The 18,210-nt window shown below is 74.7% G+C and carries 19 protein-coding genes; 11 read left to right on the top strand and 8 right to left on the bottom strand.

Annotation, left to right across the window (positions count from 1 at the left end):
• The first annotated feature begins 22 nt into the window (after positions 1 to 22).
• The 3 genes from HLA93_RS11255 to purM all read left to right on the top strand — a co-directional run bounded on the left by HLA93_RS11255 (position 23) and on the right by purM (position 3,412).
• A complete protein-coding gene (locus HLA93_RS11255; RefSeq protein WP_222194473.1) occupies positions 23 to 631 on the top strand; it encodes an MBL fold metallo-hydrolase in 609 nt (202 codons plus the stop codon).
• A gap of 163 nt (positions 632 to 794) precedes the next feature.
• Positions 795 to 2,351, top strand: coding sequence for an amidophosphoribosyltransferase (purF, locus tag HLA93_RS11250; protein ID WP_222194472.1), 1,557 nt, complete (start codon positions 795 to 797; stop codon positions 2,349 to 2,351).
• Complete coding sequence (gene purM / locus HLA93_RS11245) at positions 2,348 to 3,412, top strand: phosphoribosylformylglycinamidine cyclo-ligase (RefSeq protein ID WP_222194471.1); 1,065 nt, start codon at positions 2,348 to 2,350, stop codon at positions 3,410 to 3,412. Before purF ends, purM begins: the two co-directional genes overlap by 4 nt.
• A gap of 161 nt (positions 3,413 to 3,573) precedes the next feature.
• Here the strand turns inward: purM and HLA93_RS11240 are convergent, their stop codons facing one another.
• Positions 3,574 to 3,789, bottom strand: coding sequence for a DUF3073 domain-containing protein (locus tag HLA93_RS11240; RefSeq protein WP_222194470.1), 216 nt, complete (start codon positions 3,787 to 3,789; stop codon positions 3,574 to 3,576).
• A gap of 209 nt (positions 3,790 to 3,998) precedes the next feature.
• Positions 3,999 to 5,054, bottom strand: a complete 1,056-nt coding sequence (locus HLA93_RS11235) for a Glu/Leu/Phe/Val family dehydrogenase (RefSeq protein ID WP_246626490.1) — start codon at positions 5,052 to 5,054, stop codon at positions 3,999 to 4,001.
• 298 nt (positions 5,055 to 5,352) lie between these two features.
• On the opposite strand from HLA93_RS11235, the gene HLA93_RS11230 reads away from it, so the two are divergent.
• From HLA93_RS11230 to HLA93_RS11215, 4 genes are all read left to right on the top strand, one after another.
• The gene (locus HLA93_RS11230) at positions 5,353 to 6,342 is read left to right on the top strand and encodes a substrate-binding domain-containing protein (RefSeq protein ID WP_222194468.1); all 990 of its coding nucleotides are present in this window, start codon (positions 5,353 to 5,355) and stop codon (positions 6,340 to 6,342) included.
• A 152-nt stretch (positions 6,343 to 6,494) separates the two neighbouring features.
• Positions 6,495 to 7,400 carry an ABC transporter permease gene (locus HLA93_RS11225; RefSeq protein ID WP_308128067.1) on the top strand — a complete coding sequence of 302 codons (906 nt, stop codon included), beginning with the start codon at positions 6,495 to 6,497 and terminating at the stop codon, positions 7,398 to 7,400.
• Positions 7,397 to 8,230, top strand: coding sequence for an ATP-binding cassette domain-containing protein (locus HLA93_RS11220; RefSeq protein ID WP_222194467.1), 834 nt, complete (start codon positions 7,397 to 7,399; stop codon positions 8,228 to 8,230). Before HLA93_RS11225 ends, HLA93_RS11220 begins: the two co-directional genes overlap by 4 nt.
• Positions 8,231 to 8,341: 111 nt before the next feature.
• Positions 8,342 to 9,661: a M23 family metallopeptidase gene (locus HLA93_RS11215; protein WP_222194466.1), complete on the top strand. Its 1,320-nt coding sequence runs from the start codon at positions 8,342 to 8,344 to the stop codon at positions 9,659 to 9,661.
• Positions 9,662 to 9,727: 66 nt separating this feature from the next.
• On the opposite strand, the gene HLA93_RS11210 is transcribed toward HLA93_RS11215, so the two are convergent.
• On the bottom strand, positions 9,728 to 10,264 hold the full coding sequence (locus tag HLA93_RS11210) for a hypothetical protein (RefSeq protein ID WP_222194465.1): 537 nt from the start codon (positions 10,262 to 10,264) through the stop codon (positions 9,728 to 9,730).
• Between the two features lie 95 nt (positions 10,265 to 10,359).
• On the opposite strand from HLA93_RS11210, the gene HLA93_RS11205 reads away from it, so the two are divergent.
• The gene (locus HLA93_RS11205) at positions 10,360 to 11,226 is read left to right on the top strand and encodes an MBL fold metallo-hydrolase (protein WP_222194464.1); all 867 of its coding nucleotides are present in this window, start codon (positions 10,360 to 10,362) and stop codon (positions 11,224 to 11,226) included.
• Between the two features lie 15 nt (positions 11,227 to 11,241).
• Entirely contained in the window at positions 11,242 to 12,861 is a 1,620-nt protein-coding gene (gene mftG, locus HLA93_RS11200; RefSeq protein WP_222194463.1) for a mycofactocin dehydrogenase MftG, read from the top strand.
• Positions 12,862 to 12,876: 15 nt separating this feature from the next.
• On the opposite strand, the gene HLA93_RS11195 is transcribed toward mftG, so the two are convergent.
• The 5 genes from HLA93_RS11195 to HLA93_RS11175 all read right to left on the bottom strand — a co-directional run bounded on the left by HLA93_RS11195 (position 12,877) and on the right by HLA93_RS11175 (position 16,622).
• The gene (locus HLA93_RS11195; RefSeq protein WP_222194462.1) at positions 12,877 to 13,539 is read right to left on the bottom strand and encodes a hypothetical protein; all 663 of its coding nucleotides are present in this window, start codon (positions 13,537 to 13,539) and stop codon (positions 12,877 to 12,879) included.
• Positions 13,539 to 14,159 (bottom strand): hypothetical protein, encoded by a 621-nt coding sequence (locus HLA93_RS11190; protein ID WP_222194461.1) that lies wholly within the window; start codon positions 14,157 to 14,159, stop codon positions 13,539 to 13,541. The genes HLA93_RS11195 and HLA93_RS11190 overlap by 1 nt, the downstream gene beginning before the upstream one ends.
• Positions 14,160 to 14,216: 57 nt before the next feature.
• A complete protein-coding gene (locus HLA93_RS11185; RefSeq protein WP_222194460.1) occupies positions 14,217 to 14,426 on the bottom strand; it encodes a hypothetical protein in 210 nt (69 codons plus the stop codon).
• Positions 14,427 to 14,642: 216 nt separating this feature from the next.
• Entirely contained in the window at positions 14,643 to 15,815 is a 1,173-nt protein-coding gene (locus HLA93_RS11180; RefSeq protein ID WP_222194459.1) for a 4-hydroxybenzoate 3-monooxygenase, read from the bottom strand.
• 63 nt (positions 15,816 to 15,878) lie between these two features.
• Positions 15,879 to 16,622, bottom strand: coding sequence for an IclR family transcriptional regulator (locus tag HLA93_RS11175; RefSeq protein ID WP_308128066.1), 744 nt, complete (start codon positions 16,620 to 16,622; stop codon positions 15,879 to 15,881).
• Between the two features lie 102 nt (positions 16,623 to 16,724).
• Here HLA93_RS11175 and pcaH point away from each other — a divergent pair, with 102 nt between their 5' ends.
• Positions 16,725 to 17,492 carry a protocatechuate 3,4-dioxygenase subunit beta gene (pcaH, locus tag HLA93_RS11170; protein WP_222194457.1) on the top strand — a complete coding sequence of 256 codons (768 nt, stop codon included), beginning with the start codon at positions 16,725 to 16,727 and terminating at the stop codon, positions 17,490 to 17,492.
• A gap of 43 nt (positions 17,493 to 17,535) precedes the next feature.
• Positions 17,536 to 18,204, top strand: coding sequence for a protocatechuate 3,4-dioxygenase subunit alpha (gene pcaG, locus HLA93_RS11165; protein WP_222194456.1), 669 nt, complete (start codon positions 17,536 to 17,538; stop codon positions 18,202 to 18,204).
• The last annotated feature ends 6 nt before the right edge of the window (positions 18,205 to 18,210 follow it).

Here is an 18,210-nt window from a genome sequence, read left to right as displayed (position 1 = left end):
CGAGCGCCAGCGAGGAGGACGAGTGAGCGCCCGGATCGAGAAGGCCGTCGTCAGCGGGGTGTTCAGCCTCGACGGGCAGGACTTCGACGTCGACAACAACGTCTGGCTGGTCGGGGACGACGACGAGGTGCTCGTCATCGACGCCCCGCACCGGGTCGAGCCGATCGTCGAGGCGATCGGCGGCCGGCGGGTCACCGCGATCGTGCTGACCCACGGCCACAACGACCACCTCACCGCGGCCGTCGCGCTGCGCGAGGCCACCGCCGCACCGGTCTGGCTCAACCCGGCCGACCGGATCCTGTGGGACGTCGTCCACCCGGACACCGCGCCGGACCGTGACCTCGTCGACGGCACCCGGTTCACCGTCGGCGGCACCACCCTCGAGGCGCTGCACACCCCCGGCCACTCGCCGGGCAGCACCTGCCTGCACGCGGCCGACCTGCGCACCGTCTTCACCGGCGACACGCTCTTCTGCGGTGGGCCCGGAGCCACCGGCCGGTCGTTCAGCGACAAGCCGACCATCCTGCAGTCGATCCGCAGCCGGTTGATGTCGCTGCACGGCGACACCGTGGTGCACACCGGGCACGGCGACGACACCACGATCGACGCCGAGCTGGGCAACATCGCCTGATGAAGGCCCCCGTCCAGGGGCTCACCCCGTGCAGGCTCGGGGCGAGCCCCTGGACGGGGCCGGGCGGTTCCGGCCGCTGAGCTGCCCTTTCCGGACGGCGTCGTCCCCGCCCGAGTGAGCGGTCCCACCCGGGCGGGGGCGGCGCAGCCGGTACTCTCTGGGGGTGCCTCGCGGTGACGGACGGCTGACGCACGACCTCGACCCCCATTCCCCTGGTCCCCAGGACGCCTGTGGCGTCTTCGGGGTCTGGGCGCCGGGGGAGGAGGTCGCGAAGCTGACCTACTTCGGCCTGTACGCCCTCCAGCACCGCGGTCAGGAGGCGGCCGGCATCGCGGTGTCCGACGGCTCCTCCGTCGTGGTCTACAAGGACATGGGCCTGGTGAGCCAGGTCTTCGACGAGCCCACGCTGGGCAGCCTGCGCGGGCACATCGCCGTCGGCCACGCCCGGTACTCCACCACCGGCGCCTCCACCTGGGAGAACGCCCAGCCGACGTTCCGCACCACCAGTGCCGGCACCGGCCTGGCGCTCTGTCACAACGGCAACCTGGTGAACACCGCCGAGCTGGCCAGCGCCGCGGCGGACCAGGGCGTGGCCGGGGCGTTCGTCGCGACCAACGACTCCGACCTGGTCACCTCGCTGATCGCCGCCAAGCCCGACGTGTCGGTCGAGGTGGCGGCGATGGAGGTGCTCCCGCGGCTGCGGGGCGCGTTCAGCTTCACCTTCATGGACGAGCACACGCTCTACGCCGCCCGCGACCCGCAGGGCGTGCGCCCGCTGGTGCTCGGCCGGCTGGAGCGTGGCTGGGTGGTCGCCAGCGAGACCGCCGCGCTGGACATCTGCGGCGCCTCGTTCGTCCGCGAGGTCGAGCCCGGCGAGCTGATCGCCATCGACGAGGACGGGCTGCGCAGCCAGCACTTCGCGCCCGCCGACCCCAAGGGCTGCGTCTTCGAGTACGTCTACCTGGCCCGGCCCGACACCACGATCGCCGGCCGCGGCGTGCACGCGGCCCGGGTGGAGATCGGCCGCCGGCTGGCCAAGGAGCACCCGGTGGAGGCCGACCTGGTCATCCCGGTGCCCGAGTCCGGCACACCGGCCGCGGTCGGCTACGCCGAGGCCTCCGGCATCCCCTACGGCCTGGGCCTGGTGAAGAACTCCTACGTGGGGCGCACCTTCATCCAGCCGAGCCAGACGATCCGCCAGCTGGGGATCCGGCTGAAGCTCAACCCGCTGCGCGACGTCATCCGCGGCAAGCGCCTGGTCGTCGTCGACGACTCGATCGTGCGGGGCAACACCCAGCGTGCGCTGATCCGGATGCTGCGGGAGGCCGGCGCCCTCGAGGTGCACGTGCGGATCGCCTCACCGCCGGTGAAGTGGCCGTGCTTCTACGGCATCGACTTCGCCAGCCGGGCCGAGCTGGTGGCCAACGGCCTGGACGTCGACGGGGTGCGCGCCTCGATCAACGCCGACTCGCTGGGCTACGTCTCCGAGCAGGGACTGATCGCCGCAACCGAGCAGCCGGCCAACCGGCTGTGCACCGCCTGCTTCACCGGGGAGTACCCGATCCCGCTGGCCGAGCCGGAGGTGCTGGGCAAGCACGTGCTGGAGGGCATCGGCCGCCGCGCGCTGGAGCCCGAGGCCGCGGTCACCGGCTGGACCGGGCGGCAGGCCGGCAGCCCCTCGCTGCCCGGTGGCGCCGACGACGCGCTGAGCCGGCCGTGAGCGGCGAGTACACCTACGCCGCCGCCGGCGTGGACATCGACGCCGGTGAACGCGCCGTCACGCTGATGCGCGCCGCGGTGGAGAAGACCAACCGCCCCGAGGTCGTCGGTGGCCTGGGCGGCTTCGCCGGGCTCTTCGCGCTGGACACGGCGAAGTACCGCAAGCCGCTGCTGGCGTCGTCCACCGACGGCGTCGGCACCAAGATCGCCCTCGCCCGGGCGCTGGACCGGCACGACACCGTCGGCATCGACCTGGTCGCCATGGTCGTCGACGACCTGGTCGCCTGCGGCGCCGAGCCGCTGTTCCTGCAGGACTACGTGGCCTGCGGCCGGGTCGTCCCGGAGCGGATCGCCGCCATCGTCACCGGCATCGCCACCGGCTGCACCCAGGCCGGCGCGGCGCTCGTCGGCGGGGAGACCGCCGAGCACGGCGACCTGATGGACGCCGACGAGTACGACCTGGCCGCCACCGCGGTCGGGGTGGTCGAGGCCGACTCGGTGCTGGGGCCGGAGCGGGTCCGCGACGGCGATGTGGTCATCGCGATGGCGTCCTCGGGCTTCCACTCCAACGGCTACTCGCTGGTGCGCCGGGTCGTCGACCGCGCCGGGCTCGACCTCACCGCCACCCCCGCCGGGCTGACCCGGCCGCTGGGCGACGAGCTGCTCGAGCCGACCCGGATCTACGCGCTGGACTGCCTGGCCCTGGTCGAGGCCCTCGGCGTGGAGACGGTGCACGCCTACGCGCACATCACCGGCGGCGGGCTGGCCGGCAACACCACACGCGTGGTCCCCGCCGGCCTGGAGGCCGTCCTGGACCGCAGCACCTGGGCGCTGCCTCCGGCCGTCCGGCTGCTCGAGGAGCACGGCGTGCCGCGGACGGAGTCCGAGCGGGCGTTCAACTGTGGCGTCGGCATGGTCGCAGCCGTCTCGCCGGGCGACGCCGACCGCGCCGTCGCCCTGTTGACCGAGCGGGGGGTGCCCGCGTGGGTGGCCGGCACGGTCGGTGCGGCCGGCAGCCCCGGGGCAGCCGGCAGCGCCCGGCTGGTGGGCTCCTACCGCTGAACCGGCACTCCTACCGGTGAACCGGCAGCAGCCCCGCACCTGACCCGGAGGTCGGTGCGGGGCTGACGCCGTTCGGAGTGCACGCGCAGGACGACACCCCGGCACCCGGGGGTGCCGTGGTGTCGTCCTGGAACGAGTACTGGGCCCGGGGGCTCAGCTGGTCAACGGCTGGCAGCCCAGTCGTCGTCCTCGTCGTCCTGTGACCAAGCACCGACGTACGGCTCTTCCTCGTCGTCGTCCTTCGCCCCCCGCGAGGGGAACGACGACGGCTGACCAGCGAGCTCGCGCTGCAAGGCCGTGAGGTCGGTGTTGGGTGAGCTGTACTTGAGCTCACGGGCCACGCGTGTCTGCTTGGCCTTCGCTCGGCCGCGCCCCATGGCTCGACCCCCTCGTGACGGAGTTCGGGTCGCCCAGCACAGGGCTGGACGGCCCGTGTGGCGACCCCGACTGAGTGACTGTGTCCTGGGCCGAGCTTACGACACGTATCGGTCACGGGCACGCGTCCCACCCCCCAGCCCCCTCGTCGGGAGGTGATCCGTGGCCGAGGTCTCAGCCGGAACGGGTCTCCAGGCCCGCCCCGGCGGGCTCAGCGGGGCAGTCGGATGGTCGCCAGCCGGCCGACGGAGCGCATCCGCTCCTCGGCGAGCCGGTCGGCGGCGACCGCGGGGGAGACCCCCTCGGCGTCGGCGGCGGCGAACACCCGGAGCGCGACGTCGAAGATCGAGGTGGCCTTCGACTCGGCCCGGGCGAAGGAGAACCCGTGCCGCTCGTCCTCGACCTGGATGACCCCGCCGGCGTTCACCAGGTAGTCGGGTGCGTACAGCACGCCACGGTCGACCAGCAGCTGCGCCGTCCCCTCGTGGGCCAGCTGGTTGTTGGCCCCACCGCAGACGATCTCGGCCGGCAGCGCGGCGACCGTCTCGTCGTCCAGTGCGCCACCGAGGGCGCACGGGGCGTAGACGTCGTGCGGCGTGCGCACCAGGGTCTCGGTGTCGGCGACGGCGGTGACCTGCGGGTGCCGGGCACGCACCCGTGCCACGGCGCCCGGGTCGACGTCGGTGACCAGGACGGACGCGCCGTCGGCGACCAGCCGGTCGACCAGCCAGCTGCCGACCTTGCCCACCCCGGCCACGGCGACCGTGCGGCCGGCCAGCGTGGGCGCACCCCAGCGGTGCTGCGCGGCCGCGCGCATGCCCTGGAACACGCCGAAGGCGGTGAGCACCGAGGAGTCGCCGCAGCCGCCGAAGGCCTCCGAGCGGCCGTGCGCGAAGCGGGTCTCCCGGGCGACGACGTCGAGGTCGGCGTTGTAGGTGCCCACGTCGCAGGCGGTGAGGTAGCGGCCGCCCAGGCTCTCCACGAACCGGCCGTAGGCCCGCAGCAGCACCTCGGTCTTGTCGGTGCGCGGGTCGCCGATGATCACCGCCTTGCCGCCACCCAGGTCCAGGCCGGCCAAGCTGTTCTTGTAGGCCATCGCCCTGGACAGCGCGAGCGCGTCGGCGACCGCGGCCTCCTCGGAGGCGTAGGGGAAGAAGCGGGTGCCGCCCAGTGCCGGCCCGAGCGCGGTGGAGTACACCGCGATCACCGCGCGCAACCCCGACTCCGGGTCGGAGCAGAAGACGACCTGTTCGTGCCCGGAGGCCATCACGTCCACGTCGGGCAGCCTAGGCGCGCGGTCGCCGTCCCACGCGCGCGTGCGCTCGCGCGGGGCCGGCGGCGTGCGGCGAGGGGGCCCGCGGGCAACGACCTGGTGTCGATCAGGAGGTCAGTGCCGTGTCGGGCGGTGCGGCCGGGCATGATCAGGGGCTGACGACAGGCGCCGGCGCACCCTGGTGCCGCAGACTCCCCCCAGACGCCCCGAGTCCAGGGGCGTGGAGGAGCGGACCAGCGGGGCAGTGCTGCGCCGCCACACAGGAGTGACGACCTTGAGGAACTGGCACACGATGGCTCGACCCACCCGGCTGCTCGCACTCGCCCTGGCAGCGCCCCTGCTGCTCGTCGGCTGCTCCACCGAGAACTCCGGCGGCGGCGACGGGGACAGCGGCGGGGACAGCGGCGGGGCCTCCGCCTCGGGCGACCTGGACTTCGCCGTCGTCACCCACGGCTCGGCCGGGGACGCCTTCTGGGACGTCGTGCAGAACGGCGCCGAGGCCGCCGGTGAGGACCTGGGCGTCGGCGTGGACTACCAGAGCGACGGTGACCCCCAGCGCCAGTCGCAGCTCATCGAGGCCGCGGTCAACCAGGACGTCGACGGCATCGTGGTCTCCATGGCCAACCCCGACGCCCTGCAGGACTCGATCACCGCGGCGGTCGAGGCCGGCATCCCGGTGGTCACCATCAACTCCGGCGCGGCCCAGTCGGCCGAGTTCGGCGCGATCGGGCACGTCGGCCAGGACGAGACGATCGCCGGCATCGGCGCCGGGCAGCGGCTGGCCGCCGACGGCGCGCAGAACGTCCTGTGCGTCGTCCACGAGGCCGGCAACATCGGCCTGGAGCAGCGCTGCGCCGGTGCCTCCCAGGGCCTGGCCACCGACGTCCGGCTGCTGCAGGTGGACATCAACGACCTGCAGTCCGCACAGTCGACGATCACCTCGCAGCTGCAGAGCGACGACTCGATCGACGCCGTGCTCACGCTGAACTCCGCCGTGGCGCCGGTCGCGGCGGCCGCCGCCTCGGACGCCGGGGCCGACGTGGAGATCGCCACCTTCGACCTCAACGGCGACGTCATCGCCGCCATCCAGGACGGCTCGGTCGCCTTCGCGGTCGACCAGCAGCAGTTCGAGCAGGGCTACCTGCCGATCGTGATGCTCAAGCTCTACGCGGAGAACCTCAACACCGTCGGTGGCGGCCAGGCCGTGCTCACCGGTCCGGGGATCGTCGACAGCGAGAACGTCGACGAGATCGCCGAGCTCGCATCGGCGGGCACCCGCTGAGCGCCACCCGCGAGGCGCCGGCCGACCGGACGGCGCGCACCGACGAGCGGGTCGCGTCCGTCGGCCTCGGGCGCCGGCTGCTGGTCAAGCCGGAGATCGGGTCGCTGATCGGGGCGATCGCCATCCTGGCGTTCTTCTCTGCCCAGTCCGACGTGTTCCGCTCCCTGAGCGGGGTGGCCAACTGGCTGGACGTCGCCTCGACGCTGGGGATCATGGCGGTCGCCGTCGCGCTGCTGATGATCGGCGGGCACTTCGACCTCTCCGCCGGCGTGATGACCGGCACGACCGCGCTGACGGTCGGGATCGTCGCGGTCGAGCTGGGGCAGAACATCTGGGTGGCGATCGCCGCGGCCCTGGTGCTGGCGCTGGCGATCGGCTTCCTCAACGGCTGGCTGGTGACCCGCACCGGTCTGCCCAGCTTCATCATCACGCTGGGCACCTTCCTGATGCTGCAGGGCCTGAACCTGGGGCTGACCAAGCTGTTCACCGGCACCGTCCAGGTGCGGGGGCTGGCCGACGCGCCCGGCTACCACTCCGCCGAGCTGCTGCTGTCCTCCACGATCAGCGTCTTCGGGCAGCCCTTCCGGATCGCGATCGTGTGGTGGCTGCTGCTCACCGCGGTGGCCAGCTGGGTGCTGCTGCGCACCCGGTTCGGCAACTGGGTGTTCGCCACCGGTGGCGACGAGGTGGCCAGCCGCAACGTGGGCGTGCCGGCGCGGCGCACCACGATCGCGCTGTTCATGACCACCGCGGGGGCCGCCTGGCTGGTCGGCTCGATCACCGCGGTGCGGCTGACGTCGGTGCAGGCGAACACCGGCACCGGGCAGGAGCTGATCTACATCGTGGCGGCGGTCATCGGGGGCTGTCTGCTGACCGGCGGCTTCGGCTCGGCCGTCGGCGCGGCGCTCGGGGCGCTGATCTTCGGGATGACCCAGCAGGGGATCGTCTACCTGAACTGGGACGCCGACTGGTTCTACTTCTTCCTCGGGGCGATGCTGCTGCTCGCGGTGCTGACCAACCGGCTGGTGCGCCGCTACGCCGAGGCGGCCCGGCGATGAGCGGGGGGGCCACCCGCGCCGGACGGGAGAGCGGCACGACGGACGGCGGGGCACCGCTGCTGGAGCTGCGCGGCATCGGCAAGGACTTCGGCTCGGTCATCGCCCTGGACGGCATCTCCACCGCCGTCCGGGCCGGCGAGGTCACCTGCGTGCTCGGGGACAACGGGGCCGGCAAGTCGACGCTGATCAAGGTGCTGGCCGGGGTGCACCGACCGACGCGCGGCCAGCTGCTGCTCGACGGTGCGCCGGTGGAGTTCGGTGCGCCGCGGGAGGCGCTGGACGCCGGGATCGCCACGGTCTACCAGGACCTGGCGATGATCCCGCTGATGGCGATCTGGCGGAACTTCTTCCTGGGCTCGGAGCCGACCACGGGCTGGGGCCCGTTCCGCCGGTTCGACCGGGCCACCGCGAAGGACGTGACCCGGCGTGAGCTGGCCGCGATGGGGATCGACATCCGCGACCCCGACCAGCCGGTGGGCACCCTCTCCGGTGGGGAGCGGCAGTCGGTGGCGATCGCCCGGGCGGTGCACTTCGGGGCCCGGGTGCTGATCCTCGACGAGCCGACGTCGGCGCTGGGGGTGAAGCAGGCCGCGGTGGTGCTGCGCTACATCGCCCAGGCGCGGGACCGGGGGCTGGGCGTCGTGTTCATCACCCACAACCCGCACCACGCGCACCCGGTCGGCGACCGGTTCCTGCTGCTCAACCGGGGACGCAGCATGGGCGACTTCGCCAAGGGTGAGCTGACCCGCGAGCAGCTGACCGACATGATGGCCGGCGGCGACGAGCTGACCCAGCTCGCGGAGGAGCTGGAGCGTCCGCCGGGGGGTTGATCAGTCGCAGTCAGTGATGTAGCGACTGCGCCGCGTGTTGCCTTTGGGACTCATGGTGTGGGTGCGACCCTCGAGGTGCTCACCCCCATCCCCCTTCCCCAGGGAGCGACCATGTCGCAGCGTCTGCTGCGCCCGGAGCGCGGGTTCTCCTCCCGTGCTCCGGGACCCCCGCCGAGGCGGCGCACCTCCCGGCTCGTGTCGGCGACGCTGGCCACGGTGGTGTCCGCCGTGCTGGTCGGCGCCGGTGGCGGCACCGCGCAGGCGGCGCCGGAGAACCCGAGCGACGAGCAGATCACCGGCGCGCAGGCGGCCCAGGACGCCGCAGCCGCCGAGGTGGGCCGGATCGCCGCGCTGGTCGCCGCGACCGAGGCCCGGCTGCAGCAGGTGCAGTGGCAGGCCGAGGCCGCCGGCACCGCGTACCTGATCGCCGAGGAGGCCCGGCTGGCCGCCCAGGCCGCCGCCGACCAGGCCGCGGCGCAGCTGCAGGCGGCGACCGACGCCGTCGTCGCGGCCCAGGCCCGGATCGCGGAGTACTCCCGGGACTCCTACAAGAACAGCGGTGAGCTGTCCAGCGGGATGGCGCTGCTGGACGCCGAGGGGCCGTCCGAGCTGGTGCAGAAGGCCGCCCTGCTCGCCTACGTCGGCGACCACCAGGTCGACGTCCTCGACGTGCTGGAGTCCGCGCAGGTGGCGCAGGCCACCGCCGAGGCCGCGGCGCGCTCGGCTCGCGACGAGGCCGCCGGCGCCGAGGCGGCCGCCGCGGCGGCGAAGGCCGAGGCCGACGCCCAGCTGGCCGGCCAGCAGGCCGCCCTCGACGAGGTGGCGGCGCAGAAGGCGCAGCTGGACCAGCAGCTGCAGGACGCCCAGGTGGCCCTCCTCCAGCTGCAGGGGGCGCGCAACGCCTACCAGACCTGGCTGGCCCAGAAGGCGGCCGAGGAGGAGGCGGCCCGGCTCGCCGAGGAGCGGGCGCGTGCCGCTGCCGCCGCGGCCGCCCAGGCCGAGGCCGAGGTCGCCGACTCCGGTGGCGCGGGCTACGTGCGCCCGGCCATCGGCCGCACCAGCAGCTGCTACGGCGCCCGCTGGGGGGTCACGCACTACGGCGTCGACATCGCCGCCCCGATCGGCACGCCGATCTACGCGGCGGCCGCCGGGGTGGTGCAGCGGGCCGGCCCGGCCACCGGCTTCGGGCTCGCCGTCTACATCCGCGGGGACGACGGCGCGGTCACCGTCTACGGCCACGTGAACACCTACTCGGTCCGCGCGGGTGAGCGGGTCGCGGCCGGCGAGCGGATCGCCGAGGTCGGCAACCGGGGCCAGTCGACCGGACCGCACCTGCACTTCGAGGTGCACCCGGGCGGGGCGATGTACGGCGGTCAGGTCGACCCGGTGCCCTGGTTGCGGGCCCGCGGGATCAACATCAGCGGCTGCTGACCGCACCACGGACGACGACGGCCCGGCACCTCTGCGCGAGGTGCCGGGCCGTCGTCGTCGGCGGGGTCAGCTGGTCGGGCTGGCCCCGGCCCCCGGGCAGTTGGCGGTCACGTACTGCTCCACGTCGCCCTGGGCGGCGGTGGCGTCGGCGGTGAGCTGCTCGTACTCCTGCTGGAACTGGGCGAGCCCCTCGGGCGTGGTCAGGTCGGTGCTGGCCGCGCTGTCCGCCAGGCCGCCGAGCGAGTCGGAGAAGGCGGTCCAGGACCCCTCGATCTCCGCCGGCGGGTCCACCGACTCGAAGGCGTCCGTGGCCTGCTGCAGCAGCGCCGGCAGCTGTGCCGGGTCACTGGCGCCCTCGAAGGCCGTGTCCAGCTCGGTGAAGACGGTCTCTGCCTGGCTGCAGAACGCCTGCACCTCCTCGTCGCTGGAGCCGCCCTCGACCGCGGTCTCCGGGGCGCTCGAGGTGGCCGACGACGAGCCGGCGCCGGACGACGACGAGGTGCTCGCCGAGGACTCCGCGGAGTCGTCGCCGCCGCAGGCGGTCAGCAGGACGAGGGCCGCGGCCGCGGAGACCCCGGAGGCGAGGACGGGAGGAAGACGCATGTGCCCACGCTAACCGCCGGCCGCGGACGGCGACCGGCCACGATGTGACCGGCTCGGGACGCGGGGACGGCGGGAGGCCGGATACCGTCGCGCGGGTGACCGCCCCCGTCGACCCCCGGACCGGCTGGGACCTGCCCGCCCCGGGTGCGATGGAGCCGGTGGCGCAGCCCGAGCCGCTGGTGACCCGGGTGCTGGCGCCGAACCCGTCGCCGATGACCCTGGACGGCACCAACACCCACCTGGTGGGCGAGCCCGGCTCCGGCCAGGTCGTGGTCGTCGACCCCGGCCCCGACGACCCGGCGCACCTGGCCGCGGTCGAGGCTGCCGCCGCCGCGCGCGGTGCGCGGGTGGTCGCGGTGCTGGTCACCCACCACCACGGCGACCACGCCGAGGCGGCGCTGCCCTGGGGTCGGCGCTTCGGCGCCCCGGTGGCCGCGGCCAGCCCGGAGGTCGCCGGCCCCGGCGGACGCCTGCTGCAGCCGGGGGAGACGCTGCGGCTGGCCGGCACCACCCTGGACGTCGTGGCCACCCCCGGGCACACCGCCGACCACCTGGCGTTCCGGCTCGCCTCCGGTGCGGTGCTGGTCGGCGATCACGTGCTCGGCCGCGGCACCTCGGTGGTCACCCACCCCGAGGGTGACGTGCTGGCCTACCTCGAGTCGCTGCGCCGGGTGCACGATCTGGGGCCCTCGGCGCTGTACTGCGGCCACGGCCCGGAGCTGACCGAGGACCCGGGGGCGGTGCTGCGCTTCTACCTCGCCCACCGGGCCCACCGGGAGCAGCAGCTGCTCGACGTCCTCGCCGACGGGCCGCGGACGGTGGCGGAGCTGGTCGCCACGGTCTACGCGGCGGTGCCGCGCAGCGTGTGGCCGGCCGCCGCCCAGTCGACGCGGGCGACGCTGGACAAGCTGCGGGCCGAGGGCCGGGTGGCCGACGACGGCGACCGGGTGCGCCGTGCCTGACCGCCGGACGGCGCCATGACGGACGGCGTGCTGACCACCGGCGAGTGGGACGTGGTGGTCGTCGGTGCCGGGTCGTCGGGGTGCCCGCTGGCCGCCCGGCTGGTGGACGCCGGACGGCGGGTGCTGCTGCTGGAGGCCGGTGCCGACCACCGCCGTCCCGAGGACTTCCCGGCGGTGCTGCGGGACGCCACCACCATGGGCGCGGCCACCCCCGGGCACCCGGCCAACTGGGAGCTGACCGGGGAGCTCACCGACGACCTGCGCTGGCCGGTGCCGCGCGGCCGGGTGCTGGGCGGGTCGAGCGCGCTCAACGGCACCTACTTCATCCGGGCCACCCGGGCCGACCTGGACGGCTGGGCGGCCGAGGGCAACGACCTGTGGTCCGCCGACGCGCTGCTGCCGGCCTTCCGCCGGTGCGAGTCCGACGCCGACTTCGGGCACCGGCCCGGGCACGGTGCCTCCGGCCCGCTGCCGGTCACCCGGGTGCACCGGCCGCACCCGGTGACCGACGCGTTCGCCGGTGCCTGCGACGCGCTGGGCTTCCCCGCCGAGCCGGACAAGAACGGCGACGCCCCGCCCGGGCACGGGCCGGTGCCGTTCACCGTCGCCGGCGGGGTGCGGGTGAACACCGCGATGGCCTACCTGTCCCCCCGCCGGGACTCCCCGCGGCTCACCGTGCGCGGCGGCGTCCGGGTGACCCGGGTGCTGGTGGAGCGCGGCCGGGCGGTCGGGGTGCAGACCGACCAGGGGCCGGTGCGCGCTGCCGAGGTGGTCCTGGCGGCCGGCGCGGTCGGCTCGCCGCACCTGCTGCTGCTGTCCGGGATCGGCCCGGCCGACCGGCTGCGGGCGGCGGGCGTCGACGTGGTGGCCGACGTCCCTGGGGTGGGGCAGGAGTTCACCGACCACCCGGACGTCTACGTCACCTGGCGGCCCGCGCGGCGCACGCCGATGCCGCGGGACCTGCTGCCGCTGGCCACCGCGCTGAACACCGCCGACCACCTCGAGGTCATGCCGTGGCTCAAGCCGTTCAGCCGGGTGATGACGTCCCGCGCGGCGGGGCGCTCGGGCGCGGTCGACCTGCTGCGCCGTCCGCGGGCGACGCTGCGCGCGCTGCGGGGGGCCTCCCCGGCCCGGCTGCTGGACACCGCCCGGCGGCGGGACGACCTCTACCTCGCGGTCGGCCTGCAGCAGGAGGAGAGCCGGGGGGAGATCACCCTGACCAGCGCCGACCCCCTGGTCCAGCCGCGGATCCGGTACCGCTACCTGACCGCGGCCGCGGACCGGGAGCGACTGCGCGCGGGGGTCCGGCTGGCTGCCGAGCTGCTGCGCACACCGGCCTTCGCGCCCCTGGTGGCCGAGCGCACCGGCCTGCCGGACCACGTCCTGGCCGACGACCGGGAGCTGGACCGCTGGGTCCGGACGCACCTGGCCACCGCCGTCCACCTGGCCGGCAGCGCCCGGATGGGGCCGGCGTCGGACCCGGGCGCCGTGGTCGACCAGCACCTGCGGGTGCGCGGGGTCGAGGGCCTGCGGGTGGTGGACACCTCGGTCCTGCCGCGGGTGCCCTCCCGGGGCCCCGCGGCGACGGCGGTGGCGGTGGGGGAGCGGGCCGCCGAGCTGATGACCGGCGGCTGAGGGGGTGGGTGCGGGTCAGCCTGAGGCGTTGCGGGCGGCGTCGGCGACGGCCAGCGAGCGGTCCAGGTAGACGGCGTTGCCGCACAGCAGCCCGTGCAGCTCCCGGAACAGCCGGTCGAGCACCGCGACGGGATCGGCCTGGTGGCGGGTGTGCTGGGGGTCCCGGGCGGCCATCTCGGCCAGCCCGTCGGCCGCCTCGGCCAGCGTGGGCCACAGGTGGCCCCACTGCCAGAACTCGTAGGTCGCCGGGTGCACCTGGGCCAGCGGGGGCATGCCGAGCAGGCCGATGCCGTCGACGCCGGGCCGGTCGGCCGGCTGGCCGAGGCCGAGCAGCAGCGACTGCACCCGGTGGGTGCGGGCGAACTCGGTGGCCTCCGCAGAGCCGGGGGTCAGCTCCACCACCAGGCCGCGCTCCACCAGGGTGTCCAGCACGGTGTCGCTGTCGGTCATGCCGGCCTCCAGCGCCGCCTCGCGCAGCGCCGAGCGGGTCCACGGCTCGTCGTGCACCCGCTCGGGCAGCCCGTGCGCCAGCCGCCACACGTCGGCGCTGGCCTGGTCGGGCAGCAGCGGGCTGTCCCAGCCGAGCCGGACGACCCAGTAGGCCGGTGGCTCGCCGCGGTGCTGGTGGAAGGGCCCCATGGGGTGGCCCAGGGGGAAGACCAGCGGTTCGGTGTACATCAGCTGACCGCCCAGGTGTCCAGGTGCACCGCGTTCGGCGTCAGCAGCCGGTGCAGGTCGCCCAGCAGCGAGGCGAGCAGCGCCTCCGGGTCGGTGGCGGTGGTGTCGGTGATCCCCACCCGGGCTGCGGTCGCCGCGGCGCCCTCGCAGGCGTGCCAGAGGCTGGTCTCCATGTGCGCCCACTCGAACAGGTCGTAGGCGGCGGCCGACAGCACGGCCAGCGGGCGGCCGGGCAGGCCGACGGAGTAGGCGTCGGGTGCCTCCGCGCTGTTGCCCAGCCCGAGCACCAGCGGCACCATCCGCACCCGGTCGGCGAGCTCGCGGGCGGACGGCGTCCCCGGCGCGGCGAGGGCGACGAGGCCCTGCTCGGCCAGGTCGGTCAGCCGCCGGGTGCAGTCGGGCAGGCCCACGGAGGCGGCCTGCTCGGCCAGGGCCTCCGGTGTCCAGGGGCGGGCCACGTGGTCGGCGGGGCCGTGCGCCATGGCCCACACGCCGAACTCCGCGGCGCTGAGGCTGTGCAGGGCCGCACCGACGCGGACGTCGAACTGGCCCACGACCGCGCGCACGCCGATCAGCTGCCCGATCGGGTAGACCTGCAGCGGGGGCGAGTCGCTGGTCATCGCGCGGAGCCTAGCCGGGACGGCGGAGACCGCCGGTGGCCGCCGGGAGCGCCGGGGTCAGCGGATCGCGCGGATCTGCGTGCTGGTGGTGGACAGCGGCGACCAGGCGTCGGGGTGGGGCTGCCCGGAGTCCGCGACCCAGGGGGTGGTGCGCGGGCCCGTCGACTGCGCCCGGGTCGCCGGCCGTGCGCTGAGGTGCACGATCAGGGAGAGCAGGACGAACAGCCCCACGAACACGCCGGCGATGATCAAGAGCGTCGAGAGCATGTACTGGAAGTTAGTGGGGAGGACCGGTCCGCGTCCGGCTGCGCGCTGGGCAGAAGTCACCGAAGCTCGCGCCGGGAGTCCGATGACTCTGACAGTTGACGAGTCGACTCGTCGACCCCGATGGGCGGACCCTGCCAATCCGCCGTCCGACGCGCTGGACAGCGCCGGGCCGGATCGACCAGCCCCGACGCAGGCAGCCGACTCCCTCGGGGAGGTTCAGGTGTCGAGGGGGAGGCCGGTGTAGTTCTCGGCGAGCTCGCGGGCGGCGGTCTCGGAGGAACAGAGCCGGCGCAGCTGGGAGAGCTGCAGCTCGGCGTCCAGGTCGTCGCCGGAGCGGTGGAACATCGAGGTCATCCACCAGGAGAAGTGCGTGGACCGCCAGACCCGGGCCAGCGCCCGGTCGGAGTAGGTGTCGGCCAGGTCGGTCTGCCCCTCGGTCAGCCATCGCACCAGCGCCTGCGCCAGCAGGGTGACGTCGGCGACGGCGAGGTTCAGGCCCTTCGCGCCGGTCGGCGGCACGATGTGCGCCGCGTCGCCGGCGAGGAAGAGCCGGCCGTGCCGCATCGGTGCGCTGACGAACGAGCGCATCGGCAGGATCGACTTCTCGGTCACCGGGCCGGTCCGCAGCTCCCAGCCGTCCAGGGCGAACCGGGTCGTCAGCCCGTCCCAGATCCGGTCGTCGGACCAGTCCTCGATCCGCTCGGTGGGGTCGACCTGCAGGTAGAGCCGGGACACCGACGGCGAGCGCATCGACAGCAGCGCGAACCCGTCCGGGTGCCAGCTGTAGACCAGCTCGTCCGCGCTCGGCGGGACGTCGGCCAGGATGCCCAGCCAGGCGTAGGGGTGGGTGCGCTCCCAGGTGCGGCCCCCGGCACCGGCGGTGACCACCGGGCGGGAGACGCCGTGGAAGCCGTCGGTGCCGGCGACCACGTCGCACTCGAGCACCTGCGGGACGCCGTCGGCGTCGGTGAACCGGATCCGCGGTGCGTCGCTCTCGACGTCCTCGGGCCGGACGTCGGAGACCTCGAACAGCAGCGGCGGGCCGTCGTCCAGCTGGGCGGCGACCAGGTCCTTGACGACCTCGGTCTGGCCGTAGACCCACACCCGGCGGCCGCACAGCTGCGGGAAGTCCAGGTGGTGGCGGACGCCGGGGTGCTGCAGGTGGATGCCGTCGTGCGGCAGCCCCTCGCGCTGCAGTCGGTCGCCCACGCCGGCGTCGACCAGCGTCTGCACCGTGTGCTGCTCCAGGATGCCGGCCCGGATCCGCGCCTCGACGTACTCCCGGGAGCGGTTCTCCAGCACCACCGTGTCGATGCCCTGCAACTGCAGCAGCCGGGACAGCAGCAGCCCGGCCGGCCCGGCTCCGATGATCCCCACCTGGGTGCGCACGGTCGGAGTGTGACCCCCGCTACCGGCCCCCGGCGACCCGCTGCTCCCGCCCAGCAGAAGCCGTCAGCGGAACTGCTCGCTGCCGCGCAGCGCCCGCCCGATGCCCCGGGCGGCCACCTGCAGCACCGGGGACAGCCGCCCGACGTCCCGCCGGTGCGCCGGGACGACGATGCCCAGGGCGGCCACGACGACCGGGCCGGCGGGCCGGTCCACGGTCACCGGGACGGCGACCGACGCCGCGCCCAGGGACATCTCCTCGGCGGTCCGGGCCAGGCCGCGGCGGCGCACCTCGGCCAGCTCGCGGGTCAGCAGCCGCCGGTCGACCACGGTGTGCCGGGTCTGCCGGGTCGCCTGCGCCAGCGCCTGCTCCACCACGTCGTCCGGGGCGGAGGCGAGCAGCACCTTGCCCACCCCGGTGGCGTGCAGCGGCAGCCGGCTGCCCACCTGGCTGACCACCGGCACCGACTCGCGGCCGGAGATCCGCTCCACGTACAGCGCCTTGGTGCCGTCGCGGACCGCCAGGTGCACGGTGTCCCGGGTGGCGGTGTGCACGTCGAGCAGGAACGGGCTGGCCACCTGGCGCAGCTCCAGCTGCACCGGCGCGAGCAGTCCGAGGTCCCACAGCTTCCGGCCGATCTCGTAGCGGCCGTCGGGGCGGCGGGCCAGCGCACCCCAGGCGGCGAGCTCGGCGAGGAGCCGGTGGGCGGTGGTCAGCGGGGTGCCCGAGCGCTCGGCCACCTGGGAGAGCGTGAGCCGGGGGTGCTCGGCGTCGAAGGCGTCGAGCACCCCCAGCGCGCGTGAGGTCACCGAGCGGCCACCAGTGCCTGCTCCACCGGCCACGTCGCCTGCCTTCCCCTCAGCGGAAGCCCTCGCTTGGGCACCGTAGTCCCGGGTCGTACGGTCCCGGACATGACCGGGACCACACCTCGGGCGCCACGCCCCGCGTCGGACAGCGCGCTGACCGTGCCGCGCTACCTCCGCGAACGCGAGGAGAGCCGCACGCCGGTCGCCTTCGCCGGCTACCGGAGCACCGCGCTGCGGGCGCCGCTGCGCACCCCGGTCGACCTGCCGCACCGGCTGACCGAGGTCACCGGCCCGGTGCTGGGCGAGGACCGGGTCACCGCCGCCGACGCCGACCTCACGCTGCGCTCGGGCGGCGAGGCCCAGGGGCAGCGGATCATCGTCCACGGCCGGGTGCTCGACAGCGACGGCCGCCCGGTGCCGCACGCGCTGGTCGAGGTGTGGCAGGCCAACGCGGCCGGCCGCTACCGGCACGTCGTCGACAACTGGCCTGCGCCGCTGGACCCCCACTTCGACGGGCTGGGCCGGGTGGTCACCGACGGCCTGGGCCGGTACGAGTTCACCACCGTCAAGCCCGGCGCCTACCCGTGGGGCAACCACCACAACGCCTGGCGGCCGGCGCACATCCACTTCAGCCTCTTCGGGCAGGCCTTCACCCAGCGGCTGGTCACCCAGATGTACTTCCCGGACGACCCGCTCTTCGGCCAGGACCCGATCTTCAACTCCGTCCCGCCGAACGCGCGGCACCGCGCGATCAGCCGCTTCGACCTGGAGCGCACCCAGGACAACTGGGCACTGGCCTACCGGTGGGACATCGTGCTGCGCGGGCGGGACCAGACCCCGTTCGAGACCGACGACGACGGGGACGTCGCGTGATGACGGAGCAGATCGAGGCGCGGGGCAGCGCGGAGGTCGTGGCATGAGCACCGAGCACCCGTCCCCGCTGGTCCGGTCCGCCGACGGGACCAACGACCGCCGTCCGGGCACCCCCCGGCGCGGCAGCGGCTTCCTCGACGAGCCGTTCCGGCTGGGCACCACCCCGAGCTCCACGGTGGGGCCCTACCTGGCCATCGGCCTGACCTGGGAGGACGGGCCGTACGCCGTCCCGGAGGGCACGGAGGGCGCCATCTGGCTGCGCGGCCGGGTGTACGACGGCAACGGCGACCTCGTGCCCGACGCGATGATCGAGACCTGGCAGGCCGACCCGGACGGGCTGTTCGACCACCCCGACGCCCCGGCCGGCGAGCGCCGGTTCCCCGGCTTCCGCGGGCTGGGCCGGTCGCACACCGTCGAGCCGCACGGTGAGTACGGGGTGCTGACCCTCAAGCCCGGCCGGGTGCCCGACGGCGAGGGCGGCTGGCAGGCGCCGCACGTCGACGTCTCGGTGTTCGCCCGCGGCCTGCTGGACCGGCTGGTCACCCGGGTCTACTTCGCCGACGAGGCGGCGGCCAACGCCGAGGACGTCGTGCTGCGCGGCCTCCCCGACGACGCCTCCCGCGCCACGCTCGTCGCGCAGCCCAGCGAGGACGGCTACTGGCTGGACATCCGCCTGCAGGGGGATCGCGAGACGGTCTTCTTCGCGGTGTGAGCGACC

It is taken from the genome of Modestobacter italicus (genome assembly GCF_019799965.1).
GTDB lineage: Bacteria > Actinomycetota > Actinomycetes > Mycobacteriales > Geodermatophilaceae > Modestobacter > Modestobacter italicus_A.
Note: the sequence above shows the minus strand (reverse complement) of the source record. Positions and strands in the feature narration are given on the sequence as shown.

Bases quoted from the DNA above. Each gene is read 5' to 3' on its own strand.
- HLA93_RS11185 (WP_222194460.1), bottom strand. From the start codon at position 14,426: ATGCTCTCGACGCTCTTGATCATCGCCGGCGTGTTCGTGGGGCTGTTC.
- pcaH (WP_222194457.1), top strand. From the start codon at position 16,725: ATGACCGGGACCACACCTCGGGCGCCACGCCCCGCGTCGGACAGCGCG.
- HLA93_RS11215 (WP_222194466.1), top strand. From the start codon at position 8,342: ATGTCGCAGCGTCTGCTGCGCCCGGAGCGCGGGTTCTCCTCCCGTGCT.
- HLA93_RS11240 (WP_222194470.1), bottom strand. From the start codon at position 3,789: ATGGGGCGCGGCCGAGCGAAGGCCAAGCAGACACGCGTGGCCCGTGAG.
- HLA93_RS11210 (WP_222194465.1), bottom strand. From the start codon at position 10,264: ATGCGTCTTCCTCCCGTCCTCGCCTCCGGGGTCTCCGCGGCCGCGGCC.
- HLA93_RS11230 (WP_222194468.1), top strand. From the start codon at position 5,353: ATGGCTCGACCCACCCGGCTGCTCGCACTCGCCCTGGCAGCGCCCCTG.
- HLA93_RS11190 (WP_222194461.1), bottom strand. From the start codon at position 14,159: ATGACCAGCGACTCGCCCCCGCTGCAGGTCTACCCGATCGGGCAGCTG.
- mftG (WP_222194463.1), top strand. From the start codon at position 11,242: ATGACGGACGGCGTGCTGACCACCGGCGAGTGGGACGTGGTGGTCGTC.
- pcaG (WP_222194456.1), top strand. From the start codon at position 17,536: ATGAGCACCGAGCACCCGTCCCCGCTGGTCCGGTCCGCCGACGGGACC.
- HLA93_RS11235 (WP_246626490.1), bottom strand. From the start codon at position 5,054: ATGGCCTCCGGGCACGAACAGGTCGTCTTCTGCTCCGACCCGGAGTCG.
- HLA93_RS11195 (WP_222194462.1), bottom strand. From the start codon at position 13,539: ATGTACACCGAACCGCTGGTCTTCCCCCTGGGCCACCCCATGGGGCCC.
- HLA93_RS11220 (WP_222194467.1), top strand. From the start codon at position 7,397: ATGAGCGGGGGGGCCACCCGCGCCGGACGGGAGAGCGGCACGACGGAC.